At 69.9% G+C, this 26,912-nt stretch carries 18 protein-coding genes; all 18 read right to left on the reverse strand.

Annotated elements, in window-relative coordinates; all coding sequences use genetic code 11:
* Nucleotides 1–9: 9 nt before the first annotated feature.
* Nucleotides 10–570, reverse strand: a complete 561-nt coding sequence (locus EDC02_RS25505) for a sigma-70 family RNA polymerase sigma factor (protein WP_123604128.1) — start codon at nt 568–570, stop codon at nt 10–12.
* Between the two features lie 31 nt (nt 571–601).
* Nucleotides 602–3,184: a right-handed parallel beta-helix repeat-containing protein gene (locus EDC02_RS25510; protein ID WP_148083617.1), complete on the reverse strand. Its 2,583-nt coding sequence runs from the start codon at nt 3,182–3,184 to the stop codon at nt 602–604.
* A 34-nt stretch (nt 3,185–3,218) separates the two neighbouring features.
* Nucleotides 3,219–4,862: a S8 family serine peptidase gene (locus EDC02_RS25515; RefSeq protein WP_123604130.1), complete on the reverse strand. Its 1,644-nt coding sequence runs from the start codon at nt 4,860–4,862 to the stop codon at nt 3,219–3,221.
* Entirely contained in the window at nt 4,859–6,601 is a 1,743-nt protein-coding gene (locus EDC02_RS25520; protein ID WP_148083618.1) for an RICIN domain-containing protein, read from the reverse strand. Before EDC02_RS25520 ends, EDC02_RS25515 begins: the two co-directional genes overlap by 4 nt.
* Nucleotides 6,602–6,973: 372 nt before the next feature.
* Nucleotides 6,974–8,275 carry a cellulose binding domain-containing protein gene (locus EDC02_RS25525; RefSeq protein ID WP_123605139.1) on the reverse strand — a complete coding sequence of 434 codons (1,302 nt, stop codon included), beginning with the start codon at nt 8,273–8,275 and terminating at the stop codon, nt 6,974–6,976.
* 152 nt (nt 8,276–8,427) lie between these two features.
* Complete coding sequence (locus EDC02_RS25530) at nt 8,428–8,904, reverse strand: MarR family transcriptional regulator (RefSeq protein WP_233606284.1); 477 nt, start codon at nt 8,902–8,904, stop codon at nt 8,428–8,430.
* 8 nt (nt 8,905–8,912) lie between these two features.
* On the reverse strand, nt 8,913–10,160 hold the full coding sequence (locus EDC02_RS25535) for an NAD(P)/FAD-dependent oxidoreductase (protein ID WP_123604133.1): 1,248 nt from the start codon (nt 10,158–10,160) through the stop codon (nt 8,913–8,915).
* Between the two features lie 129 nt (nt 10,161–10,289).
* Nucleotides 10,290–11,522, reverse strand: coding sequence for a hypothetical protein (locus tag EDC02_RS25540; protein ID WP_123604134.1), 1,233 nt, complete (start codon nt 11,520–11,522; stop codon nt 10,290–10,292).
* Between the two features lie 230 nt (nt 11,523–11,752).
* Nucleotides 11,753–12,565: a zf-HC2 domain-containing protein gene (locus EDC02_RS25545; RefSeq protein WP_123604135.1), complete on the reverse strand. Its 813-nt coding sequence runs from the start codon at nt 12,563–12,565 to the stop codon at nt 11,753–11,755.
* 268 nt (nt 12,566–12,833) lie between these two features.
* Entirely contained in the window at nt 12,834–13,373 is a 540-nt protein-coding gene (locus tag EDC02_RS25550; RefSeq protein ID WP_233606285.1) for a sigma-70 family RNA polymerase sigma factor, read from the reverse strand.
* 212 nt (nt 13,374–13,585) lie between these two features.
* Entirely contained in the window at nt 13,586–17,218 is a 3,633-nt protein-coding gene (locus EDC02_RS25555; protein ID WP_148083619.1) for a discoidin domain-containing protein, read from the reverse strand.
* A 206-nt stretch (nt 17,219–17,424) separates the two neighbouring features.
* On the reverse strand, nt 17,425–19,362 hold the full coding sequence (locus EDC02_RS25560) for a DUF1996 domain-containing protein (protein WP_123604137.1): 1,938 nt from the start codon (nt 19,360–19,362) through the stop codon (nt 17,425–17,427).
* 76 nt (nt 19,363–19,438) lie between these two features.
* Nucleotides 19,439–19,849, reverse strand: coding sequence for a zf-HC2 domain-containing protein (locus tag EDC02_RS42880; protein ID WP_123604138.1), 411 nt, complete (start codon nt 19,847–19,849; stop codon nt 19,439–19,441).
* A 119-nt stretch (nt 19,850–19,968) separates the two neighbouring features.
* Nucleotides 19,969–22,308, reverse strand: coding sequence for a right-handed parallel beta-helix repeat-containing protein (locus EDC02_RS25570; protein ID WP_199757765.1), 2,340 nt, complete (start codon nt 22,306–22,308; stop codon nt 19,969–19,971).
* Nucleotides 22,309–22,437: 129 nt separating this feature from the next.
* Entirely contained in the window at nt 22,438–22,752 is a 315-nt protein-coding gene (locus EDC02_RS25575) for a hypothetical protein (RefSeq protein ID WP_123604140.1), read from the reverse strand.
* Nucleotides 22,745–23,212, reverse strand: a complete 468-nt coding sequence (locus tag EDC02_RS25580) for a YbaB/EbfC family nucleoid-associated protein (RefSeq protein WP_123604141.1) — start codon at nt 23,210–23,212, stop codon at nt 22,745–22,747. The genes EDC02_RS25575 and EDC02_RS25580 overlap by 8 nt, the downstream gene beginning before the upstream one ends.
* On the reverse strand, nt 23,205–24,140 hold the full coding sequence (locus EDC02_RS25585; RefSeq protein ID WP_148083620.1) for a hypothetical protein: 936 nt from the start codon (nt 24,138–24,140) through the stop codon (nt 23,205–23,207). Before EDC02_RS25585 ends, EDC02_RS25580 begins: the two co-directional genes overlap by 8 nt.
* Before the next feature lie 11 nt (nt 24,141–24,151).
* A complete protein-coding gene (locus tag EDC02_RS25590; protein ID WP_148083621.1) occupies nt 24,152–26,818 on the reverse strand; it encodes a hypothetical protein in 2,667 nt (888 codons plus the stop codon).
* Nucleotides 26,819–26,912 lie beyond the last annotated feature (94 nt).

Genomic DNA, 26,912 nt, shown 5'->3' on the forward strand with positions numbered 1-26,912 from the left:
CGGTCCGGTTCAGTACACGGCGCTGCCAGTCACGCCGTGGCTGCTCAACACCCGTTGCAGTTCCCGGGTGGCGTTGTGGGTGCGTGACTTGACGGTCCCCGGAGGGACACCGAGCAGCGTGGCCACCTCACGGTGAGTACGGTCCTGGTAGTAGACCAGGACCAGGGCCTCACGGTGCACCGCCGACAGGCTACGCAGCGCCGGCTCCAGCGTGGCCCAGTCCAGAGCGGCGTCGTACAGGCTCTCCGCCGGCTGCCACACCGTGCCCGTGACGTCCTCGGCGACCTCGGCGGGGCGGGCCGCCACCCGCCGGGCCTGGTCGATGCTGAGGTTGTGGGCGACCCGGGAAAGCCAGGCCTGCGGCGACCGGGAGCTGGCCACCGAGGCCAGGTTGCGCCAGGCCCGCAGCAGCGTCTCCTGGACCAGGTCCTCGGCGCGGTGCGGGTCGCCGGGCACCAGGCGCCGGGCGTACCGGTGCAGCGCGGGCCGGCTCTGCGGCACCAGCACCCGCTCGTACCAGGTGACCAGATCGGCCTGGGTTGGCTGAGGATCGCATTCGAGGGTCTCCATCGGATACCTCTTCTCTGGCCGTACGAACCGGTCAGACAACCGAACCGGCGGCGGCCACGTCGGCCGCGGTGAGCCGCAACAGGTCGTCGGTCGACGGGTCGGCGAGATCGGCCACCCGCTGCGCTTGGTGTTCGGTCATCCGCTGAAAGACCTGGCGCGCGGCGCGACCGTTGCCGAAGCCGTGGCCGTGGACGGTCGCGGCGAACAGGTCGTGTACGGCGATGCGCGCATCGTCGGCGAGCTGGTACTCGTGCTGCCGGCACTGGGCCTCGACGATGTCGGTCAGCTCGGTGGACCCGTAGTCCTCGAAGGTCAGCGTCCGGGAGAACCGGGACGCCAGGCCCGGGTTCGAGGCGACGAAGCGGCCCATCTCAAGCGGGTAGCCGGCCACGATCACCACCACGTCGTCGCGGTAGTCCTCCATCAGCTTGACCAGGGTGGCGATGGCTTCCTGCCCGAAGTCGTTGCTGTGCCCGGGCGGAACCAGCGAGTAGGCCTCGTCGATGAACAGCACGCCGCCGAGTGCCCGGCGGAAGACAGCCTGGGTACGTGGTCCGGTGTGCCCGACGTACTCGCCAACCATCGTGGTCCGGTCGGCCTCGACGAGATGGCCGCGTTCCAGCATGCCCAGCGCGGCGAGCAGCCGACCGTAGAGGCGGGCCACTGTGGTCTTGCCGGTGCCGGGGTTGCCGGCGAAGACCAGGTGTCGGCTCAGTGGCGGCGCGGCCAACCCGGCCTCTCGGCGACGGCGTACCGTCTGCATGAGTTTGATCTGAGCCTGCACATCCTGCTTGACCCGGTCCAGGCCGACCAGCGCGTCCAACTCGGCGAGCAGTTCCGGCAGGTCCGCCTCGGTAGGTCGAGCCTCCTCGATCGGGGCTTCGTCGGCCACGGAAGCGCCGGCCACCGCCGGGACACCGGGCCCGCTGCCGGCGGCGAGCGCGGCCGGTGGCAGCATCGACCTGGCCACCTCGGTCAGCCGGATCTCCTCGAGAACCGGCTTGGCCTGCGGGTCCACGTCGACGTCGAGTTCGGTGTCGCGGATCCGGGCACGCACGATAGCCGGTGTCGCCCCGGCACCGATGTGGATCGCCGGGTACCCACTGTCAGTGAAGACGCAGTCGACGTACCGGCCGCCACCGCCTTCTGCGACGAACAGCGCGTTCTTCGCGCCCGCCGTGCACCACGTGCCCGTTACCTGCGGGCTTGCGCCGGTCCACACCACGATGCCGGAGCCCTCGGCGTCGCGCACCGCGCACCGCTCGACGGTGCCCCCGCTGTCCTGCTCGAAGACGATCCCGGCGGTGCCGGCCCGGTCGATACGGCAGTCGGTCAGCTCCACCGTGGCACCGACGCCGACCTGAACGCCGGACCGGCCGCTGGCGTCGATCACGCATCCGGTCAGTCGCACCGGCCGGTCCGAGCCGACGACCACGCCGTTGCGGTTGGCGGCCAGCACGGTGCCCGTGGCTGTCACCCCGGCGCTGTCGGCAGTACTCAATCCGGCGAGCCCGCAGCCGCGCACCCAGCCGCCGGTCAGCTCGACGCTACCTGCCCCGATGGCGTGCAGCCCGTGCTCCGCCGACGGCCCCACCAGGGCGCCGGTGGCGGTCAGCCGGCCGGTGCCGCCGACGTGCAGCACGCTGTACGTCGAGTCGCCGAGCGCGGTGTCGGTGAGTGTCACCGTGCCGTGATCGGTGACGAAGATCCCGTTGCCGGCACAGCCGCGCACCGATCCGGCGGAGATGCCGACCTCGGCCTCGTCCCGGCACACCACTCCGGTCGCGCCGGCCCGGTCCACGTCGCAACGGGTCAGGACCAGCTGCGACCGGTCGGCGGCGACGACGCCCGCGGCGGCCGGATCGATCAGCCGGCACCCGGTCAGCTCCATCCGCGCCGAGCCGAAGGCAAACACCGAGTCTGCGCCGCTACGACTCACGGTGACGTCCAGCCCGATGACCGTCGCCGACTCTTCGACCCGTATCCCGTTGCGTCCAGCTGCGACGACCGTGCAGCGGGCCAGCTCGATCCGGGCGGTGCCACGTGCCCGTACGCCGGAGCCGGCGACCGAGTCGATCCAGGTGTCGCGCAGCGTGGCCTGCGCCGACTCGCCGGCCACCAGGCCGATGCCGTCGACATCGGTGACGACGCAGCGCTCGAGCAGGACCGCCGCACCGCCGGTGGCGTACAGGCCGGCCAGCCGGGCACCGGTCAACCGGCAGTCGCGCAGCACCGAGCGGGCCTGCCCGCTGACTTCGATCCTGCCGCCACGCAGGTCGCAGCCGACGAATTCGGCGCTGCCGTCCTCGACCCGGAGCAGCGGTTCACCGGAGTCGGCGCCGGCCAGCGTCAGGTCGGTCAGCGTCGCCGCAGCGGTGATCCGCACCGGGGTCTGCGGCACCAACGACACGGTGCCCGGTCCTCGCTCGGCCCGGACCCGCACTGCGGTGTCGATGAGCAGTTCCTCGTCGTACCGGCCGGGTGCCACCAGCACGGTCTGCCCGGCCGAGGCCGCCCGCAGGCCGGCCGCGACGCTCTGTGCGGTGCCCCGTTCGCCGGGTGCCACCCGGACGACGTCCGGGTCGACGCCCCGGCGGCCTCTGAGTCGTACCATCTTCACCCTCGCCGGGCACGGTCGGTTCCGGTGCTCACGGCTTTCCGCTGTGCACGAGTTGGTCCGCGTCCTCGGCGCGGCTGCCGAACGGATCGTCGGCCTGCTCCACCGCCAACCGGCGGCGCCTGCTCCTCGCCCGGTACCCGCTCCAGATGCGTCCGCCGGCGAACAGCGCCCCGAGCGTGGTCAACACCGCCAGCACCACCGGCCAGGAGACCGGCTGGGGTCGCTGCGCCGGCTCGACGGCCGTCGCGGTTGGCCCGCCGTCGACCAGCCGGCTGGTGACCGCCGCATACGGATCGAGCCGCCCGACGCTGCCCGGGCCGTCGGCCGCCCGGTCGGCGGCGGTCGCGGCGAGTTGCTGGCCGATCTGTCCCGGGGACAGTCCGGGCATGGCCGACCGCACCAGGGCCGCCGCGCCCGCGACGAACGCGGCGGCGTACTCCGTCCCGGAGCCGACGTAGGCCCCGGTGCCGGCGGCGCCGATGCTGCGGATCCCGGTCGCCGGCGCGAGCAGGTCCACCGAGCCGGTCGGGTAGTCGCTGACCGGTCGCTGGTCGGGGCCGAGGCCACCGACGCGGAGCAGGCCGTCCCCCGGGGCGATCGTCGGTCCGGCGGACGGGGCCGGCACCACCACGAGTACGCCCCAGCCGACCGCCTCGTCGACCGCCGAACGAATCGTCTGGTCGGTGACGTCGACGGAGGCACCGAGCAGAATCACCTTCGCGCCGGTGGCCACCGCGACCTCGATGGCGGTCACGGCCGCTGGCGGGCTCGCCGAAAGGCCCTGGTCCACCAGTCGCACCGGGATGATCACGGCTTTCGGCGCCACCCCGACCAGTTCGCCGTCTTTTCCGTCGTCCGCGGCGACGATGCCTGCCAGCGCGGTGCCCGAGCCGACGCAGTCGGTGTCGCCCAGTCCGTTGCCGGCGACGATGTCGGCGCCTCGGCCGAGCCGGTCATCGAGTTCCGGCCGACCCCCCGCGACACCCGAGTCGACGACGGCCACCCGGACGCCGGCACCGGTGGTGGTCCGCCACGCCCGCTGCGGCGCCACCAGGCGCTGTCCCCAGTTCGAATCGGCTGGCGGGGTTGCGACGGCAGTCGGCCGGCAGGCGGAGCGGTCGGAAGCCGCAGAGCCGGAACCGGCCGGCTGACCGGCGAGGGGCACACCGCCGCGCACCGGTTCGCTGCCCGCGCCGTTGGCGGAATCCGCCTCGCCGTTGGTGGGATCCGCCTCGCCGACGACCGGATCGGTTGGCTTGGGCGATGAGGTCGCGCCGGGTGTCGCGGCCGCCGCCGTCGTGGTGGGTAGCGGGCCGTGCCGCAGACCGGTGCCGATCCCGTCCCAGGGCAGCACGAGGTGCCAGCCCTCGTTCAGCTGCCCAGGATCGGTCAACCGGCCGCCGTCCGGCTGCTGCCGCCCGGTGTTGAGTTGCAGAATCTCGCCGGCTCGCTCGGCGTCGCCGAGGAACCGCTCGGCGACTGACCAGAGGGTCTCCGGCTTACCCTGGTACGACGCCATCACCGTGTAGTAGAGGACGTACGGTTGCTCCTGCGGATCGGCCTGCGCGGCCTGCGCGGGCCGGCGCTCGGTGACCATGTCCGTGGTCGCCGCCGTCACCGCGATGAGCGTCACCAGACCGGCCAGGGCCGCCCTGGCCCGGGGCCCGGTCACCAGTTGGCCTTTCGGATCAGTGCCCAGTCGTGATCGTCGTTGGACCGGCAGCCGAACACTTCGAGGCGAACGGCCAGGCCACCAGTCGAATAGCCGGGAACGTCCAGGCAGAGGTTCGAGGCGGTGTTGACGATCCAGTAGTACTGAACGTCGCCGGACTTCACCGTGGGCTGCAGCCGCCAGTACTGGTTCTCGTCGTCGAAACAGCCGGTCTCGTTCAGCGGCGTCGTCGGCGAAACCGAACTCTTACCAGGCAGGTCCAGGCAGTACTGGGAGGTGACGCTGCGAATCCAGTACAGCTGGTTCCCTGAGCTGTCGACTCGGCGCGGGACGAAGGCGTACTCCTGGTTGTCCGGGGTGTTCGGGTAGCAGTTGTGCTGGTTGACCGGCCCGTCGCGCGGCCCGGCGCCGGCCCCCGGAATGTCCACGCACATCTTGGTGCCCAGGTTGTAGATGAAGTACGGCCCGTACGAACGGTTGGTGCCATCGGCGTCCGCGGCCTTGACCGGCGGCTGGTCCGACTCGGTCTGCGCCGGGGTGCTCGGCTTCGTCGCCTTCGGCGACGGTCGCGTGGGTGGTGCGGTCGTCGGGGCGGTGCTCGCCTGCGGTGATCGCTCGGGCCCGGTGGTCGGGCTCGGCGACGGAGCGACCGACGGCGACGGATCGGCCGGCGGGGCCAGCCGAGGATCCTTGCCGTACTCGGTCTCGAAGTGGCCCACCTGCTCGGTCAGGGCGACGATCCGTTCACCGCCCGGCACGTCGGCCAGCGACCGGATCGTCGGGTCGCCGCGCAGGAACGCCGCCAGCGCGAGCGGATAGTCGTCCGGGCCAGTGCCGGGCACGGCCTCCAGCAGCGCGCACATGGTCTCGCCGAGGGCCGGCACCGCCGAGGCCGGGGTCCAGGGTGAGGCCTCCGCCGACGGCCGTACGTAGGCCACCCACACCTCGGGTAGGAACTGGGCGATGCCCTGCTCGCCGGTCGGGCCGAGCCGCTGCGGGTCGAACTCGGAGGTGGCCATGAGCTGTGCGGCGACCCGAGCCGGCGGCATCTGCGGGCAGACTGCGCCCGCGGCCAGGATCGGCTCGAGGTACGCGTCGGGCACCGGCAACGGCGCGGCCCGGGTGATCCGCTGCGCAACCGCCGGCTCGGTGGCGGCGGGCGCGGCCTCTCCGCTGCCACCGAAGGCCGGCTGCGACGCATACCAGATGGCGTACCGCTGCACGGTGTCGACGTACTCCAGGGCACCGGCCGGCACGTCGCCGGCCTCGACGACCGGCTCGACGCCGACCCGATGCGCCGCCAAGGCCAACTGCCACCGGTCGCCGTCGAGATCGAGCACCCGGAGCTGGCCGACCAATTGGCACATGTGGTGGGCGAGCGCGGTGATGCTGGCCGGCCGATCGCCCGGCCGCGCCCCGTCCCAGGGCGCCCACTTCTGCCACACGGTCGGCACCAGCCCGGCGGTGCCCTGCCCGCCAACGGCCTGCACTGCCTCGACCGGGGTCGCCGAGAACCGGGACGCGGCCATCACCTGACCGGCCAGCCGCGCCGGGGTCAAGGTGGGGCATGAGTCGGCTGCCTCGGTCAGCAGCTGGACATCCGTGTCGGAGATCGGGGTGCCGGGTAGTGGTTCCCTCGCATCGGCCGGGCTGGGCGCCAAGGAGGCGGTCAGGGTCACCATCGCGACCAGGCCCAGGGCCACCCCCATGAACGCCCGGTCGCGAATCCTGGTCGACATGCCCATTTTGGCCACCAACCTTCTCAGCCTTGCCTCGAACAGACCCGCCCGGGTAACCAGGGTGGATGCGCCATCCGATCGTTGTGGACCCGTCGGAGGTTAGATGCGCGCAATGTGGAACACGGGCGATCAAACTGACCCACAGGTGAAAACTGCGTGAATCGATGGGCGTAGCTACGGATGCAGGTTAGGGTTCGAGTAGTTCGGCAGCACAAGATCAACAAGGCCTGACTGCCGGCGGTCGACCGTCGACCGTCGACCTGCCGAGAATGCCGGCAGACAAGCGGTGGGTCGGATCCCTGTCGGGATCCGACCCACCGCTTGTCTGTTGTGCCACTGAGCCGGATGGGCGCGATTGCCGCACCCGCGCGGCTACGTCACGGTGCAGGGGGCACCGTTGAGGCTGAAGGATGTCGGCTCGGCGGTGTTGCCGGTGTGGATGCCCTGGAAGCCGATACTGACTGACGCGTTGGGTCCGACAGTGCCGTTGTAGGAGACGTTCCTGGCCGTCACCTGTCCGGAGCTGGGCGAGTAGGTAGCGTTCCACCCGTTGGTGATGCTCTGCCCGCTGGGCAGTGTGAAGGTCAGCGACCAGCCGTTGATCGTGGCCGTACCGGTATTGGTGAAGATGATTTCCTCGGTGAGGCCGGTGTTCCACGCGTTGACGGTCGCGGTGACCCGGCAGGCTCCGTTGCCCGGCGGAGCAGTGGTCGGACCAGGGGTGGTCGGGCCGGGAGTGGTCGGGCCGGGGGTGGTCGGGCCGGGGGTGGTCGGACCAGGGGTCGTCGGGCCGGGAGTGGCGCCCTGGAACTGGGTGAAGAACTGCCACGTCGCCTGCGGAAGCCAGGACCCCGGGGTGGGGGTGTGTCCGCCGTCGAACGCGTGCCAGACGACCGGGTGGTCCGCCGAACAGCCGGTGTAGGTGGTGGTGATGTACCTTCCGCTGCCCGGTGACGGTTCCGGAGCGTTCTGGGGGGTGCAACCGTTGTTCCTGACGAACCTGTCCCGCATGGAACGCCCGCCGGCGATACTCAGGACGTTGTCACTGATGCCATGGGCGTGCAGGTAGCCGATCGGGTCGTTACCGCCGCTGCATCCGCTGATGACGCCACCGGCGTAGACCGCCACGGCACGGAAGACGTTCGCCCGGGCGCACGCGAGCGCGTAGCTCATGCCCCCGCCGTAGCTGAAGCCCAACGAGAAGCGCTGCGAGGTGTCGACGCAGAGATCATTCTCGATCAACTGGATCATGTCGTCGGTGAAGGTCACGTCCTGGCCGCCAGAGTTGGCCCAGCCGGCGTTGAGGCCGTGGGGGGCAACGAAGATGGCGCTGTTGTTCGAAAGCGGCAGCAGTCCGTAGTAGTTGCCGTTGACGACGTCTCCGGCAGAGCCGTTGAGCCAGTGGAAGCCAAAGATCAGCCGGTACTGGCGGTTCCTGTCGTACCCGTCGGGTAGCCGCAGGGTGAAGGTCCGCGTCTGGCCGCCGCTCTGAATGTTCCGCGTGCCGCTGGTCAGCGTCGGGTTCTTACCGCAACCAGCACTCGCGGCGAACGCGCCGACATCGGTGGCCGAGGCGGTGGCGCCGAGGCCGCCGCCGACCATCACTGCACTCAACGCGAGGGCGATGACCGCCACCGTCGCGACAGATCCGGCAACGGATCTCCGTTTGGACATGATCACTCCGATCCGTCGTTCGACGTGGCCGGCGAGCCCGCCACAGCCGTGAAACACGAGACACCAAGAGACTAAATAGTCAGAGACAAATAGTCAAGATCATCAATATATTTTCCCGAAGAACCGCTGCGCGACGACGTCTCAGGCGGACGCTACGCGGTGTCGCCGCTGCGGAGGCGGTCCAGCTCGGCGTGGTACATCGCCTGTATCCGGTCGTAGTGCCGGACCAGCAGCCGGATCTCTTCGACGCTGTAGCCCTCGATGAGCCGCCGCGTCTGCTGGGCGAACCGCTCGTACGGTCGCTCCAGGTCGGCCATCCGCTCCGGCCGCAGGGCCACGATGACCCGTCTCCGGTCCGCCGGATCGCGCTCGGCGCTCACGAAACCCGCCTGTTGGAGTCGGCGGAGCATGCTGGTCACCGCCCCGGTGGTGAGGTTGGTGCGGTCGGCGATCTGCCCGGCGGTGACGGGTCCGGTGTCCGCCAGGTAGTCCAGGCATTCCAGGTCGCTCACGGTGAGGCCCAGCTGCTCGGCGATGGCGTACCGGAACACCGTGGACAGCCGCGACGTCTCCCGCCCGGCGCGCATCAGGTCGGCGGTCGCGGCCGCCCGGGCCGGCTCGTGGGCCATGCCGGCAATCATGCCTCCGGCACGGTGACCCGGTGCAGCCGAGGTAGCACGCGGGTCAGCACCCAGTGCGGTGCGGCCGCGTCCCCGGTGAGGCGGCGCATCAGCCGGGCGGCGGTGTCGACGGCGCGGAAGGCGTAGGGCACCATCTCGTCCTGGTAGGCGGCGATCGCGTCCTCCACCGGGGTGCCGTTCGTCCGGGCCTCGACCAGCCTGCGGCCGAGCAGCGCGGCGTCGCGCAGCGCGGTGTTGCCGCCCTGGGCGCCGAACGGTGGCATGACGTGTACGGCGTCGCCCATCATCGTCGCCCGGGGCACCGCCCACCGGCGCGGACGCCGGCCGGTGGCGAAGACGTTGAGCACCGTGGCGTCCAGTTCGGCGGTGTCGACCAGCCGCCGGACGAGCGGGTGGAAGTCGGTACTCGTCCGGGCGGCCAGGTCCCGCAGCGCCCGCAGGTCGCCGCGGACGACGGCGGGCACCTCCTCCTGCCGCAGCAGCAGTCCCCACATGACGTAGTCGTCGCCGGTGGGTGCGTAGCTGCCCGGGGCCAGGCGGGCGAATGCCTCGGGTGGGCGTTCGCCGAACCGCATGGAGGTGAAGAAGAAGGCGCGGCCGGGTCGGTTGGCGATGGCCAGGACCCCGCTGGTACGCAGCGCGTCCGGGATGACGCTCTCGCCGCCCTGCCACAGCGGCGACCGGCCGTAGATGCCCACCATCGGGGTGGTCGCCGGGTCCGCGTACGGGATGAGCTGTTTGCGCAGCGCCGAGCCGACGCCGTCGGCGCCCACGACGACGGTGGCCGCGGCGGTCCCACTGTCGGCGAACCGCAGCTGTGGCCTTGCCGGGTCGCCGTTGTCCACCGCGACGGCGGCCTTGCTGTAGTGGATGCGCCCGTCCAGCCCGGACTGCAGGATCGACCGTAGGGTCAGCCGGTCGACCTGGCGGGTCGCGTGCGGCTCGTCCTTGAAGGTGATGGTGAACGCGTCCCGTAGCCGGCTGTCAGTGAAGCGCAGCTGGCCACCGGGCTCGTCGCCGGTGGCCAGCGCCAGGCGGTACAGGTGGCGGGGCAGGCTCTCGCGCAGCGCCTCAAGACCGTACCGGTCGAGGATGATCCGGTAGCCCTGCCGCCGGACGAAGGGGCCCGGGTCCTGCTCGTAGACGTGCACGTCGATGCCGGCTCGGGTGAGGTATTGAGCGAGGCAGAGGCCGGCGAGGCCGGCGCCGGCGATCGCCACCGAGAAGTCCGTCGATACAATCATCCAAACATCTTAATAACTAAGATAATCGGGGCAAGGCCGGAACGTCCGTACGGGCCGCGCCGCTCAGGCTGAGCGGCGCGGCCCGTACGAAAGGTTCCTGACTACGGCGCGGCGCGGACCCGACGGTGTTCAGCCCGGCATTGCCACCTGTGCCGGGATCGACCGGTGGGTAGTGGTGCCATCGCCGAGCTGCCCGAACGTGTTGTCGCCCCAGCACCACAGGCTGCCATCGGTGCGTGCCGCGCAGGAGTGGTAGGTGACGGAGAAGCCGTCCGTCCAGGTGGTCGCGGTGCCGACCTGCGCCGGGGTCGACCGGTGAGTGGTGGTGCCATCGCCGAGCTGCCCGGACGAATTCTTGCCCCAGCACCACAGGCTGCCATCGGTACGGGTCGCGCACGACGAGTCGAGGCTCGCGTCCACGCTTGCCCAGTTGCTGGCGGTACCGATCCGCAGCGGGGTGGTCTGGGAGCCGACACCCCCGCCGACCTGGCCGTACCCGTCCTCACCCCAGCACCACAGCGTCCCGTCGACACGGACCGCGCAGGTGTGCACGTAGCCGGCCGTCACACCGGCCCACGTAGTCGCGGCGCCCACCTGCGTCGGTGTCGCCCGGTAGCTCAGGATGCCAAGACCGAGCTGGCCGTCCGAGCTGCTGCCCCAGCACCACAGGGTCCCGTCGGTCCGTACGGCGCAGGTGTGGGCGTAGCCGGCCGTGACGCTCGCCCAGGTGGTCGCCGTACCCACCTGCAGCGGGGTCGTCGCCTTGTAGGGAGACAAGCCGACGCCGAGCTGCGCGTGCCGGTTCAGGCCCCAGCACCAGAGGGTCCCGTCGGTCCGTACGGCGCAGGCGTGATTGCTGCCGATGCTGACGCTCGCCCAGGTGGTGGCGGTGCCGACCGGCACAGGACTGGTCCGTTTGGTGGTCGTGCCGTCGCCGATCTGCCCGCTGGCGTTGTTGCCCCAGCACCACAGCGTTCCATCCGTGCGCACCCCGCAGGTGTTGCCGCTGCCCGCGTCGATGCCCGCCCACGTGGTGGCGGTGCCGATCTGGACCGGACCGGTCCGGTTCGTGGTGGTCCCGTCGCCGAGCTGGCCGTAGAAGTTGTTGCCCCAGCACCACAGCGTTCCATCGGTCTGGGTCACACAGGTGTGCAGATTGCCGGCGGCGACCTGGGCCACCGGCGCGGCGGCGATCGCCACCTCCCGCGCGTCCCGGCCGGCGGAGCCGACGCCTGCCGTGGCTGCGCCCGCCGTGAACCCGATGGCCAACACGGTGATCCCGACAGAGGCCGTCGCCGCGACAGCGGTTCGGGCTGTCCGCCGCCATCGCGTCCGCAGCCAGCCCTCCTGGTGTTCGTTCATGTCCTGCTCTCCCAGACATCGTCGGTTCCGGTGGTGGAGGCGGCGTTGCCTCGGCAGGTCACCAGCGACCCGCAGCTGTACAACGTTGAACTATACATCGATATCTATCGACCTCTTGCCGAAGGGTCGTCCGGCGCTGGCGGAGGACTCCACGCACGCGCTGGCCACCCACGATGGAGGCAGCCGACGGCGGGTTGGCAGATCGTGGGCAGGAAGATTGCGGATGAAGGTCAGCGGGGTGGGTCTGTGGGCGCGGCCCCGCCGACCTCCGCAGTCACCACGACAGCACCGTCTGCCTGCCGTACGCTGAAAAATGCGACCGTATCGGCCGGCACCGGAAGCTCACCCTCGACTTCCTGTGCACCGGAAGCCCCCGTCAGCTCAGCCACCCGGAAGGTCCCGCCGTCACCGGTCACCGCATACAACTCGTACGGCAGGCCGGAGCGCAGACCATCCAAGGTAACCCGGATGATCTGGGCATCGATCTCGATTTCGATCGTCACGCCGGCACTGCTGTCCCCACTGGCCGTAATGCCCGCCGGCTGCGGCGCGGCCTGCTCCGGCCACTGCGCCACGATCGTAGCGACGGCACCGGCCAGCACCACGACGACCAGCCCGCCGACGGACAGTTGCCAACGTCGCCAGCGCCGTTTCGTCGCTGCCGGCCGACCCGGTGGTGCACCACCGCGCTCCGACCGCCGGGGCGGGCGACCCGCATCCGGCCCGTCCGCTACCACTGGCCGGTCCACTACCGCCGGGCTGCCCGCAACTGGCGGCGGGGCAGGCACGTCAGGTGCAGGGGCTGTCCGCACCTCACCCATCGTCGGCACGCCGAACTCCGCGACAAGGTCACGCACGTCGGACCTGCCGAGTAGCCGAAGCGCCGGCACGACCGGCCCGATCTCATCTCTCGCTGCTCGACAGACCGAGCAGTCGGACAGATGCCGGTCCACCGCCCGCCGTTCGTCGTCGTCGAGCTTGCCGATCACGTAGAAGCCGAGCAGTGCATGCACGTCCCGGTCATGGCAGGCTGCGTCGTTCATCTCGCATCCGTCCCGTCCGGCATGAACCTGTATCGGCTCACGGCATGGTACCGACACCTCGCCGCTCGACTGCCCCTCCGCCGCTCGACCGCCCAGCACCAAGGCTAGTCGACCCGGACAGCCAGACGCATCTCTGCGCTGGCCTGAGAGCAGGCTCGACCGCAGGTCGTACGGCAAGGTCCTACACCAACACGACGGTCATACGGGCCCGGTGGTTCACGACTTGACCGAACTACTCGAGGCTGCCTGAGAACGCGCGACCGTGACGTCACCCGAGGTGAAAACCTCGGGCGTCCAACTCCTCGCGAAGGGCCCGCAGTGCGTGGAAGAGCCGGGATTTGACGGTGCCGACGGGGATGCCCAGCGATTCGGCCGCCTCCGCACCTGATCGGTCCCGAAGATAGACTTCGACCAGTACGCCACGCAGCCGGTCGGGCAGCGCCGCGATCGCGGCCCGCACCTCGGCCGCGTCGAGCATTCGGTCGACGGGGTTGTCTGTATCCGCGTGTTCGTCCACCGGCTGCGTCTGTCGGGCAGTCCGCAGGTAGTCGATGGTGAGGTTCCTGGCCACGGTGAACAACCACTGCCGGCGCCACCGGCCGTCGTCGGACCGGGCCTGCGGGTGCCGCCATGCGCGCAGCAACGTCTCCTGGAGGATGTCCTCCGCGCGGTGCCGATCCCCGTTGGTGAGCCGCACGACATAGCCCAACAGCGCTGGAGCCTGGGTCTCGTAGAGCTCTCGCAACGCGTCGTCGTCCGTCAACGGCCGCCCTGGTTGCGCGGCACCGGCATCCGCCACCTCGGTCACTCCGGAGATCCGTCCTGCCTCGCCACGTGGTCGGCACCCGTCCGTACTCGTTGACAAGCTATCCGACTGATATCGACCGCGTCGAGACGAGACTGGCAGATTGACCGTTTCCGACCCTCAAGATGACGTCCATGTTTCACACCGATATCAAGTTGACCCTCCGTGTCCAAGATGTTGCTACGGGATGGCCATGTGCCGCATGGAGGGCCTTGTCAACGCACCTCGAACTCATACAACGAGTAGCCGTACGAGCCCGACCGTGACGTTCCGTACATGCGTACATAGCGGGCGACCGCGGATGGCACGTCAACGACCAGGGTGCCGCCGCTGCCCCTGCTGGTGCGGAACACCGTCGTCCAGTTTGTGCCGTCGCGCGAGACCTCGACCCGGTACTCAGTCGCGTAGGCAGACTCCCAAGCGAGCCGCACTTCACTAACGACCCAGTTCTCGCCGAGGTCCACGCGGATCCACTGCGGATCCTTCCATGCGCTGCCCCACCGGGTGCTTGCGTCGCCGTCGACGGCGAAGGCCGGCGCCCAGTGTTCGCCCTCCGAGCTGGACGCGGTAACGGTGGCACCGAGCGCGAGGTTGCGGCCAGCGGAGTTCGTCCGTCCACCGGCCGGCGTTTGCGCCGGGGCCGGGGCCGTGGTCCGCGCGGCCGTCGGCACCGGGGTAGTCGCCGGCGGACCTGCGGGCACCGGCTCAGGGGCGGACTCGGTCCGGCCAAGGGCAACCGTCGACGGGGTAGCTACCGAGGTTGGCCCGGCCCCGCCACCCGACGGGGTCGCCGAAGCGCTGGGGGCGCCGCCGGGGGTGATCGGATCCGCCACCCGCACCGGCGCAGGGGTGGTCGGTGAGTTCGACGGTTGCTGCTCGGCCACCGCGCCACCGGGATTGAAGATCTGCGCCGCAGCCCCACTGCCCACGGCCACGATCGCGACGACCGCAGCCGCCACGAGGGCCACTTGCAGGTTCCGCCGGGACGGCGACGCGTCTGGCTTCTCTCCTGGTACGGGCACCCGGATCGGCACCGTCGGACCGGACAACGCCGGCACCGCCGCATCGGACAACGCCGGCACAGCGGGACCGGACGTTGCCGGACCGGACAACGGCGTCGGCCGGTCGGCGACCCACGGACGCGGCGGCCCGTCGATCCCTCGGACCTCGGTCTGCGACTCATCGGTCGGCGCGAGGGCGGCCGGTGCCGGCCCGAGTGCAGCCGGTCCGAGGGCCGGTGCCGGCCGGAGATCGGGTGCCGGTGGGTCAGGTAGCCGCCAGAGCCGGGCCGGCATCACCTGTTCCGCCGGTAGTGGTTCATCCTCAGACAGGCTGTTCACATCGTCGTGAACAAGCCTGAGGGTCGGACGCGGAGACTCGGCGGCATCGGCATCGCATGCACCGACCGTCACCGGATCCCCGGCTACATCGGCATCCACCACGTCCGAATCCGCCACCTCGGCATCCGCTGCGTCGGTCGAGCTGTCCGGCGCCACTGCATCATCGTCGGTGTCGAGGGGGACGAGATCGTCAGGCGGCTCGGCGAGAACAGTCATCAGCGGTACGCGGTCCCGCTGTTCGAACGGGTCGACCTGGTCAACCGCGCCTGGCCGGCTGGACGGATCCGCCGGAACCGGAGGCTCCACTGGTGCGGCCCGGCCCGGTAGACCTCGCAGCGCGATGGCACGCCGGATGCCAGCCGCCGCGTCCAGCTGCCCGGTTCGCTTGAGATCGGCGATCGCGCTGCCGTGATCGACCCCGGTCCCCGTCGGTCGACGGGGACGAACGTGGTACCACTGCGTCTCGTCCCCGCCCGGATACTCAGGGAGTCGATCAATGGGCACCGTCACCTCGGCACCGAGGTAGTTCGCGAGAAGCTGGAGATTGACCTGGTCAATCTCCTCGATGTCCAGCCTGACCAGACAGTCGCCATGGGTCCACTCGGGCCGTTGGGTCGCGACCGCCGTGGCCACGAACCAGACACCTGCCGGTATGTCAAACAGCCGAAACGGGCGCCGGACGTCGGGACCACGGCCGACTACGATCAGCGGACCGGGCGTCGACGTGGTGGCTGCGGTCGGTTCGTTGTCGTACCGAGGCTCGGCGGCGCTGGCCTTGGCCCGGTCGGTACGCAGGTCCAACGTCGCCCAGGTGCCCTCATGTGCCGACCGGCTCAGGGCGGCGGGAGCCGCCACCGAGGTGTCGACCAGCGCCTTCAGGTCAGCGTCCGAGAACGGGAACCGACCGCGAATGCGGACCGGGCTCGACTCGTCCCGGCCGATCTGCCGAGGCAGGACCGCCGTCCAGCCGTCGTCGGCGGGCTCGCCGCTGATGACGGCCGCTTGGACCTGGTCAGCCAACCGCTGGCAGAACTCACGCGGCACCGGGTCTGCCGAGATCAACAAGATCGGCCGTCCGGCCCACTCACCGTGCGCGGCGGCGATCTCGCCCAGCTCACCCGCCCCCACCTCGCCCGATTGGGTCACCGTCCGATCACCATCTGCGGCACCGATCAGCACCGTGAAGAGCCTCGGGTCGGCACGCCACCAGTCTGGCGTTTCGGTTCCGTCGTCGACGAGCGCGATGTCGGGCGCGTCCTGTCGCGGCTCTGGACCGAGTCCCAGGTCCGCCGCCACCTCCGGTGGGGAAACGACGACCCGCCGACGGACCGTGGCGGGCAGCCGGGACAACAGCTCGTGCAGCACCGGCCGCACGTCGTCGCCTGGCGATACACCGGGCACTCCGACCACGAGTTCCAGCCGGCCGGGCTGCCATGGGCGGCCCCGCACCGCCGGGCCGTGTCGCCCGGCGAACGGCGGGCGAACCCACAGCCCGCACTGCACGGCCTCGACCACCCACCGCTCGTTCAACCGGTAGGTAGCGGGCTCCGCCGGGACCGAACTCGCCGGGGCCAGATTGGCCAGCGCTTCGACCGGTCCTGCCGGCCGCGGTGGACCGGACGGCGCAAAGACGAGTTGGCGGACCGGCTGTGGCCAGCAGTTCGATGGATCGGCCTCGACTGCGATCGACGCCGGCCGGTCGTCGACGTCCAATGTCGGTAGGCCGGTGGCCATCGTGACGGCGCTGCGCCACCGGCCGCACAGCGCCTGGGTCAGCTCCCGACACATCGCCCCGCCGGAGCCGTACGGCACGACGATCAGGCGGCTGCGTAGCTGGGCCGGCAGCGCGTCGACTGCGGCCACCACCGCGCCCACGTCCGGTGTCGGGGAGCCGGGTCGCCCGACCAACAGGACCGGGCGGTTCACGTCGAGCGGGATGGCGTAGGCGAGATCGTCCGGCCCGGGCGCGGCCAGGTCCGGACTCTTCGGATAGATCCATACACCGGCTGGAATCGCCGTTCGGATCAGTCCGGGGTCGCCGTCGGCGGTCAGGGCGTCGATCGCGGCCTCCCAGGCCGGCGTCGGATGCCGCCGGCCCGCCATCACCGGTACGGCCGTTCGCCGGAACCGGCGGAAGCCGTCAACGGCGAACAGCGCGGCGCCGGGAACGAGTAGCAACCGGCCGGCGGGTGCCAGCACCTCGGACCCGAGCTGCTCGGCGATACCTGCTGCCGGAGACCAGCCGGTGTCGTCCGACGCGCCGGCCCTGGCCACCGCCAGCAACGCCGAGACGCCGGGCGGAACCGCGATCGGGAGGGCCTCGACGACCGCCCGCCAGTCCGCCGGTCCGTTGAGCTGCCCCACCACTGTCACGACCCCGGGCACTGTGGGTATCGATCGGGCCAGCTCCGCGGTCACCTCGTCGTCGGCTGCGCCGACCATGGCGACCGTGTCGGAAAGCCAGCGTAGCGCCGTCGAGCCCGAGGACGAGGGTCGGTTCGTTTGCATGTCGCCATCCCTGGTTGGGTCGCCGGGTGTTGAGCGGTCCACGTCCTGCCTGGTTCGGCGCAATCGATCGTCCGGCGCGGCGGTCACCGCCGCAGCCGCAGGTCAGTTGTCCGTCCGCAGGCTCCACCATCAAGACGATCCGGCCTGCCCCGAGGTTCACGATGGCGAGTGCGATCTCGTCAGGGCAGGCCGGATCAGTGGGTTGACTAGTCGTACGCGACGATCTCGGCGATCGACCACCAGTTGCTGCCGGATCCGGTCTGCACCACTTTGATGTAGCGGGCGGCGCGCCGGTCGAACGAAGCCACGGTCAGCTCACTGGTTCCCTTGCCGCTGGCCACCGGTCCGCCCCAGCTGACACCGTCGGTGGACAGATACACCTCGTACGCACGCGGATGGTCGGCACCGCCGGAGCGTAGGGCGATCTGGCTGACCGACCGGACCGCCGACATGTCGACCGTGACAGCCATCCCGGGGGTCATCGCGGTTCCGCTGGTCCACCGCGTTCGGGCGTCGCCGTCAAGCATCTTCTGCGGGCCGTCCGAGTCGCCGGAACGCGACGAACTGGCGGTCCAACCGGCGCGGCTCAGCGCCGTACGGCTGCCGGGCAGCTGGTACATCTCGTCGAGCGCGGCGCCGGCGTCCGGGTCGAACTGGGAGTAGCCGCGGGCGTCACACTGACGTCCGGCGTTGATGCAGTGGCTGACCAGGGCTTCCAGGACCGGCATCTCCCATGCGTTGTAGAAGTCGTAGTGGAAGGAGAACCCGCGGCCGCTGGCGAGCTCGACCTGCGACATGTCACCGCTGACCGGGAAGGCCATCTTGAACTCGATCATCGGAACCGCCACCGGGTGGTCGTCCGGGCAGACACCGTCCACCGGATAGACGATGTGACTGACGTGGTCCGGGGTGTCGAGATGGCGCCCGTCCCAGCAGCTGGGCGCCTGCATTCTGATGTTCAGCTGGGTGCCCGCCGGGCAGGTCGCCGGGAAGTCGACGTTGTCGTAGCTGTCGCCGCACTCCCAGCCCTTCTGGTACGCGGGCGAGGCGACGAACTGGGCAGCGGTGGTCGTCGGGCTGCCGACCAGGAACCGCAATCCGGCCGGGAACGGGCGGACGCTGGTGTAGTCACGCACCCCGCTCTTGTAGTAGATGACCTGGTGACCGACCGGCGGCACCGGGGTGTCCCCGTTGAACAGGGTCGGCATCCAGTAGCCGGACCGGTCTCCCGGGACCCGGCACAGGGTTCCACCGGCCAGCAGCGACTGGGTGGTGCTCGCGGCGTCGGTGGTGGTGTTGCCCATGAAGGTGTGGTTGTGCGAGTCTCCCGGCCGGTTGGGGAAGACTATCGGGTCGTCCGACTTGAGGTGGCTGACCGCACAGTTCGCCTGGAATTCGCGGTGCGCCTTGCGGGGCGGGTTCGCCCGCGACGGGACCACTCCGGTCACCGGGGGATCGGCCAGGACGTAGTCACCTGGGCCGGGGCCGTGGTCGCCGGGTGAGGAGCCAGGGGCCGGCGTCCCGGGGTGCGACGTGTCCGGATCGGGCGTGCCCGGGGCGGCCGACGGCGAGTGGTCGTGGGTGGGGCTGGCCGACGCGCCCGGGGTGGCGTCGGACGCCAACTGGCCGAACACTTGGAACTCCCACAGCGAATACCCGTACCTGGTGGCCCTGGTGATGCCGTGCATCCGCACGTACCGGCCCTGCCCGGTGATGTCGAGCCGCTGGACGCCGCCGGCACCGTCGGTGGTGCGGTAGATCGGCGCCCACGCCGAGCCGTCCACCGAAACCTGGATCTCGTACGCCGTGGCATGCGCGCTCTGCCAGTGCAGCACGGCCTGATCGACGTTCACCAGACCGCCGAGGTCGACCGCCAGCCATTGCGGGTCGCTGAAGGCGCTGGACCATCGAGTGTCGAGATCGCCGTCGACCGCAGCCGACGGCGACCAGTGGCGGCCCTCGGTACTCGACGCGGTTGCCGGCTTCCCCTGCGAAATCGGTGTCACGTCGGCGGCTGCCGTCCGCCACGGGCCGGCGACGGACCAAGACGCCGCAGCGGTCGTGCCGGCCAGGATCGCGGCTACCAGAAGGTACCGCCAGGGTCTGTTACGTCGCGCGGTCGCGGGCAGGGCTCGGGAGAACATCCGGCCTCCAAGGCTCGTTCGGGTCGACGCGGGCGCGTCTCGCTCCGCATTGCAACCCGGTCGATCCGGCAGCGGCTCAGGGCTGGCGTACCGGCGGGCAAGTCGCGGGGGTTCCCTCGGGAGCACCGGACACCTCGGAGGTGCCGCTGTCCCCGACGGTCCGCCGGCCCGGTGGCGAAAGGCGAGGCCTGCGCCGGTCACGGGCACCGGCCAGCAGGTCGGATCGACAGCGGGTCGGCACGACCGGAAGGGGTCCGAAAGAGCCGGCGCGGGTGGTCGGCGCTGGTCCGTTCGGGCCGCCTGCCACCTCCGAGCGGCGCAGCAGCTTCAGGGCGACGGCCACCGAACGCAAGCTGGTCACCGACTCCCGACACGACCGGCAGCCGGTGAGGTGTCTACGAATCGACTCCGCCTGGTCCAGGCTTCCGAGTACGTATGCGCCGAGCAGACTCTGCGTCGCCGAGTCGCCGCATGCTCCGCCGATCATCCGTCCAGCCGATCCGGAGCGTTGTCATCTGTGGTGTTCATGCCTCTACCTTCAGCGAGACGATTGTTCAGTCAGTTAACGAGCGGGGAACGAGGGCAGTTCAAGCTGAACACTACGAACTATTTCGTCGAGCTGACCTCACGTACGTCATTCACCGCGACCGGCAGATCCTCGACGGTGAGCAGGGCAAGATCAGCGTTGCTGACCTCGTCGGCGGCGGCCAGCCGGGACGCCTGCATGTCGGCCATCCGTTCGAACACCTTCCTGGCTTCCCGGCCGTTGCCGAACGTCCCGTCCTTGGGGATGTGATCGAAGTACGCCAACAACGCCGAGGCCGCGGCCGGGTCGAGTTGGTAGTCGTGTCCGGCACACTGGTTCTCGACGATCGTCACCAGCTCCGCCGGGCTGTAGTTGGCGAACTCGATGGTGCGGCTGAATCTGGATTCCAGCCCGGGGTTGGCCCGCAGGAACCGCTCCATGTCGGCCGAGTAGCCGGCCGCGATCACCACCACGTCGTCCCGGTGGTCCTCCATCAGCTTGACCAGCGTGTCGATGGCTTCCCGGCCGAAGTCCGGGCCGGTGCCGCCTCGGCTGTTGCTCAGGGTGTACGCCTCGTCGATGAACAGCACCCCACCGAGTGCCGAGTTGAACGCCTCAGTGGTCTTGATCGCCGTACCGCCGATGATCTGCGCGACCAGGTCGGCGCGGGCCACCTCCACCAGGTGGCCTTTGCGCAGCACGCCGAGCTCGGCCAGAATCCGGCCGTAGAGCCGGGCGATGGTGGTCTTGCCGGTGCCGGGTGAACCGGCGAAGACCAGGTGGCGTGCCATCGGAGGGGCGGACAGCCCGGCCTCCTGGCGACGCTTGGACATCTTGTTCAAGTTGATCAAAGAGGTCACTTCCTGTTTGACGCCGCTCAACCCGACCAGCGACTGCAGCTCACGCAGCGGGTCGGATCCTCGCGCCACCGGCTGCCGTTCCTCCCCGGTTGCCGCCGCCGGTCCGGCCGAGGCCCCGGCGGTCGTACCGTAGGCGTCCGGCAGCCGGTTACGGCTGCTGGTCAGCCCGTCAACGGTCAACTGGGCATCCGGATCGTGCTGCCGCAGACCGGAGCCCTCGTTGTCGCGCACCTGGCAACCCGTCAGCCGCACCGCACCCTGGGTGCGCACGACGATGCCGTCGCCGGCGTTCGCGGTGAACTCCGAGTCGACGACCGTCGCGGACGCGCCCACCCCCAGGTCCAGGCCGGCACCGTCCGCGTCGTGCACCCGGCAGGCCGTCAGGGAGACGCTCGCCCCGGAGCCGATCCGCATCCCCTCGGCACCCGCTCCGGCGATCTCGGAATCGGTGAACGACGCGACGGCATCGGCGATCTCGACTCCGACGGATCCGCCGCGCAGACTCAGCCCCGCCACCGACGTCTGTGCTCCCCCGCCGATCGCCATGCCGACGCCACCGCACCGATCGATCGTGACGTTGTCGAAACGGCCGCGTGCGCCGTCGACGACCTCGATCGCCGGGCCGCCGCAGCCGTGTACCTCCAACCGGTGCAGCAAGGGATCGGCACCGCCGTCCAGGCGTACCCCGACGCCGGTGCAGTCGCTGACCACCATGCCGGTCAGCTCCGGCGTGCTCCGGTCGCCGATGCTCACGCCGACACCGGCGACGCTGGTGGCGGCGCAGCCCTCCAGCCGGCCGGCGGATCGACCGCTGAAGCGGAAGCCGCTGCGCCGGGTGCCGCTGACCCGGCACCGGCGCAGCGTCGGCGCGCTCCGCTCACCGGTGAAGACACCGTCGGCGGCGCTCCCGTCCACCAAGCAGTCCTCCAGCACCGACGCTCCGGTGGTGGCGAGATAGACACCGACGCCCTTGGTCTTACGCACCGTCAACCGGCGTACGGTGACCTCGGACTGTTGCTCGGCGGCGAGCGCCGGCTTGGTCGTACCGCTGATCTCGGAATCTTCGATCGAGATGCGGCCGTGGCCGTTGAGGCAGATGCCGTTGCCCCTGGCTTCCCGCACGGTGCAGGCACGGACCCGCAGTGCGCCGTGCTCGGCGACGACCACACCTGAGGTGCCGAGCTGCTCCACCCGGCAGTCGTCGAGCATGCTGCCAGCCGCCGACGTCACCACCACCCCGGCACCGACCTGGTTGGTGACCCGGCTGCCCCGCATGGTCAGCGAACCCTGGTCGCGGACGAAGACCGCCGCCCAGGCGGATGCCGTCAGCTCGCACTCGGTGACGCTCAACTGGCCCGAGGTGAGGGCCAGCGCAGGGCTGTCACTGTCCGCCGCGACGATCGTCAGCCCGGACAGAGCGGCCGACTCGGCGGCGAGCACCACCGGGATCCCCGACTGGGGGGTTACCCGTACCGTGCCCGGTCCGTCCTGCGCCGCGATGGTGACGATCTTCGTCAGGACCAGATTCTCGCTGTAGCTGCCCGGTTGTACGGTGATCACCGATCCGTCCACGGCAGCACGCAGCGCCTCACCGAGAGTCCGGTACCCAGATCCCGCCGACTGGCTGACGGTAATCCTGCGCTGACTCATGCTCGCCCTACCTCCATTTGACGGCCACCACCAGCCGGATCAGTTGTCCGGCCTCAGTCTCTTGCTGTTCTCTTCGTCCAACTTTTCGAACTCGTCGATCGCCCCAACGCCCTCCTCGCTGAGGCCGGTCAGGCCCTCGACCACGAACCCGACGGCTTTCAGCGTGTCCTTGGCGTTCTCTTCACGCTGTCCGGCGAAGGGCCTGCCGTAATCGTCATTGCCCCACGGCTCAACCACAGTAGACCGAATGTTGTACACGCCGGACAGGGCGACGTCGAGGTCCTTGCCGACTTCGCCGAGCACGCGGAACATCCGTCGCGCGCCGTCCGGATCGATCCTGGTCTCGTCAGCCATCGCCGCGACCCTGCTGTCCGGCCTGTCCGGCCTGTTCGGCGGCCCGGACGATCCCGGGCAGATCAATGGCCGAGGTCATCAGACCGCCGACGACGTCGTTGAGGTCGACCTTGCCGGCTGCCAGGTCGCCGAAGTTGACGCCCGGCAGCACGTCGCGGCCGGCCATTGTGTCGATCTTGGAAAAGGCCTGGGACCGGCCGCGCCGGACGACGTCCAGCAGCATCTCGGCGAGCTCGTTCGGCGCCATCGTGCGGTACTTGGTGTTGTTGACCGTGAACCGGACCAGTTCACCCCGGCCGTCGAAGGTCGCCGTGAGCATCTTGTTCGCGGACTCGACCGTCGTACTCGCCTCGTTCATCTTGCGCTGGAACTCCGCCAGCTTGCGCTGCTCCTCTGCGAGCAGGGCGAACATCGATTCAAGTTGACCCGACACTCGCATCGGGCCGTCCTCGTCAGCCATTGCGGTCTCCCTTCGTGAACTTACGGAACTCCCGGTTCAACCCTTCCCGCACTTCCTCCTGGGCCTTCTCGATCCGGGCCCGTTTGCCGAGGACGTTCCAGCCCTCGTCCTGTGCACCCCAGGCGCTCGAGTCGCCCTGTACCGCGCTGGTGGCCCGCCGCTGCTGGGAAAAGGTGTCCTGCTGCACACCTCCTGCACCGCCCATGCCCATGCCACCCATTCCACCCATTCCCATGCCGCCCATCGGCATCGGCATCATCGGCATGCCGCCGCCACCGCCCGCCGGTGGTGGCGGTACCAGCTCGCTGGGCTGACCGGCCCCGAGCGCTGGTCCTACCGGCCGGAACAGCTCGACATCAGCGTCCGATCCGGATGCCAGGACGACCCTCTCGTCCTGGTCGCGGGCCTGCCGACTCAGGTCGGCGCCGATCGACGGTTCGTCGACGGACGCCAGCGTCGGCGGGGACGTGCCACCCAGTGCCCGGCCAATGTCCTGGTACGCCGCCGCGATGTCGTGCAGGACGAGTTGCGCCCGCTCGTCGTACCCGCCGACCAGGCTGGGGTCGGCAGCGCGCAGGGCCTGGAGTTCACGCACCCGCGCCTGACCGGCCGCGAGCGCGTTCGCGGTACGCCGCAACTGTTGCCCGTACTCGCCCTCGTCGAGGGTGTGCAGCAGTTCTCGGGTCCGGCGCAGCGGCTCACCCAGTCGTGACGCGTCGATGTCGCCACCCGGCCAGGCGATGCCGGCTCCCTCACCCTGCCAGTAGTCCTCCAGCCTGCTCAGGGTCCGTTCCGCTGTGACGGCGATGGTCCGCAGACTACGCCGCGCGTCGTCCAGCAGTCCGGCCCCGCGCTCGACCTCCGCGAAATCGGCCGCGCCGAGCGCTGCGGCCACCTCGTCGAGGGTGCACGGCCTGCCGCTTCCCACCTCACCCATGGTCAGTCACGACCCAGCGCCTTGCTGGAGGCCGCATCGGTGTCGTCCTCACCCCACATGCCGTCCTCCCCGACCAGCCAGGTGTTGCGCTCCCGGTCCCGGTCCCCCTGCTGGCCCGCTCCGCCACCCATCGGCGGAGACATCGGCATCCCCGATCCGCCGGCCGGCGTCATCGGGGACAGCGACATGGGCGACGACGTGGTGGGGGCGAGGCTGCCCTCGGTCACCGGTGCCAGCTCCAACGGTGCAGGTTCGTCGCCCTCGTCACCGCGATCACTTTCGTTGCTTCCATCGCCGCCGGAGCCGCCGCCGCCCGAACCGCGGTGGTCCTCGCCGCCTTCGTTGAGCCGGCCGTCGGTCTCCGCGCCGGTGAGGAAGTCCGAGATGGTGGTGTGGTCGCCGTCCTCTTCGATCAGTTCGTCGAGAACTTCGTCGACGGCTTCCTTGGCATCGGTCAGCGCCTCCACCCGTGCCTCGCGATCCGCCTCGGTCGCACCCTCGCCCTCGCCGGCCAGCTCCTTCTCGATCAGCTCGTCGATCGATTCGTTGACCGCTTCCTGGGCCTCCGCGAACGCGTTGTCACGGGCCTCCTCCAGCAGATCAGGAGTGCCGTCGCCATCCTTGTCCTCGTCGCCGTCCTCGTCGCCGTCCTCGCCGTCGCCGTCTTCGATCGGGCCATCCGATATGAGGTCGTCGATGGCGTCGTCAGCAGCGCGTTTCGCGTCCTCCAGTGCGTCCTTGCGTGCCTGCTCCTCGTCGTCGTCCGATCTGTCGTCGTCTCCCGACTCGCCATCCGAGTCGCTCACCCCGTCGATCGCCTGGCCGGCCGCCTCCTTGGCCTTGTCGAGCGCCTCATCGACCGCGGCGTCGTCGCTGGAAAGGCCACCGATGGCGTCGTCGACAGCGTCCTGGGCCTGCTTGAGCGCCTGCTCCCGGGCCGTCTCTGGCGACACCTCGCCAGCGCCCTGATCAGCCAGGTCGTCGATAGCCTCCCCGGCGGCCTCACGGGCGTCCTCCAGCGCCTGCTGCCGGGCCTCGTCGACCTCGGGATCACCGGTCGACTCGGTGCCGAACAGATCCTTGATGGCGTCGTCGGCCGCTTGGCGCGCGTCGTCCAACGCCTCGTCCCGAGCTTGCTCGGCAGCCGGATCCGACGACGAGGTGGGTGGAGGTTCGCCGGCGCCGCCGCCGATCAGGTCGTCGATCGCGTCGTTCGCGGCCTTCTGGGCATCCTCCAGCGCCTGGTTGCGAGCCTCCTCGGCTTCACTCGGGCTGGAACCCGAACCGCGGGAGCCACCAGTTTTACTGCCCGGCGTACCGCCGCCCGGGGTACCGCCAGGAGTACCGCCGCCCGGGGTACCGCCAGGGACGCCACCAACCGTCTCGCCAGGTGTACCGCCCCCTGCCGGATCCATCAGGTCGTCGATGGCTTCGTCGGCAGCCTTGCGGGCGTCCTCCAGCGCCTGGTTGCGAGCGTCGGCGGCCGGATCGCCACCGGGAACGCCGGAGCCGCCAGAGCCCTCGGTTGGTGGAGCGTCTTCCTCACCGAGTTTGTCGATGGCATCGTTCGCGGCGTTCTTCGCATCGTCCAGCGCCTGCTTGCGCGCCGCATCGTTGTCCCCGCCCGGGATTCCCGAACCGCCGCCGCTACCGGGACCAGCGCCCTCCTCGGTTCCACCACCGCCCGGCGACTCGTCAGCTAGATCGTCGATGGCCTGCTGGGCGGCTTCGTTCGCGTCGTCCAGTGCGGCGTCGTACTCCGGGTCGCCGGTCTTGAGGTCCTCGATGGCGTCGTCGACAGCGTCCTTGGCTTCGTCGAGCGTCTCCTCACGGACGTCATCGCCACCTTCGCCCTCGCCCCTTTCGTCGCCCTCTTCGTCGCCGTCGCCTTCGCCCTCGTCTCCAGCCCCTTCGTCGTTTCCACCTTCGCCCTCGTCGCCGCCGTTCTCGTCGCCGTCGCCTTCACCTCCGCCCTCTTCGTCGCGATTGTCGTTGCTGGTGGTGTCGATCGGATCCAGCAGCCCGATCTGCAGCTTCGTCATCCGGCCGCCGATATCACGGAAATCGTCGGACAGCTCCATGAGCCGGACCCGGACGTTCGACACGATCCATTGGTTAGCGGCCCTGACCGCCGCCTTCTCGGCCCGTTCTATGTCATTCGCTTTTGCCTGACCCGCACCGGAAACACCGTCGTAGATCTCCTCGACCATTCGCCGCGCGTCTGCCTTCAACGCCGCGCGCAGATCCTGACCAATATCGATGATCCGCCAGTAGGAACCCTTAAAGTCGAAGAGAGTCTGGCGGATGTCGTCCACATGTTTGTAGTAGCGACTACCTTCGAGGACGTTGAACACACCCTCGCGACTCTTACGCTTCAGCTCGGCGACGTGCTCGGTGAAGGCGGTTGCGGCCTCACCGGCGAAGATCGGCGAATCACCGGAAGTCAGCTTGTTGACCTGGTCGGTGAGGTCCTCGAGGATGTCCTCGAGAGCCGTGATGGACCGCTTGACCGCCTCGGCGGCTTCACCCCACGGCTTCGACACGTTGAGGTCCATACTCTTGATGTCAGAGATATAGTCCTCGATGTCCTCCATGCTCTGGATCTGCGCGAACGTCTGACCCATGGGAGGGCTCTTCTCGTCGAAGGTCCCGACTTCACCAACGGCCACGACTCACCCCGCCCGGAACATCGAAAGAACATCCATTGTCACCAACGCCTAAGGGCTGCCGGGGTACCCGTGGGCCCCCGGCGCCATTCGACCC

Source organism: Micromonospora sp. Llam0 (assembly GCF_003751085.1).
GTDB lineage: Bacteria > Actinomycetota > Actinomycetes > Mycobacteriales > Micromonosporaceae > Micromonospora_E.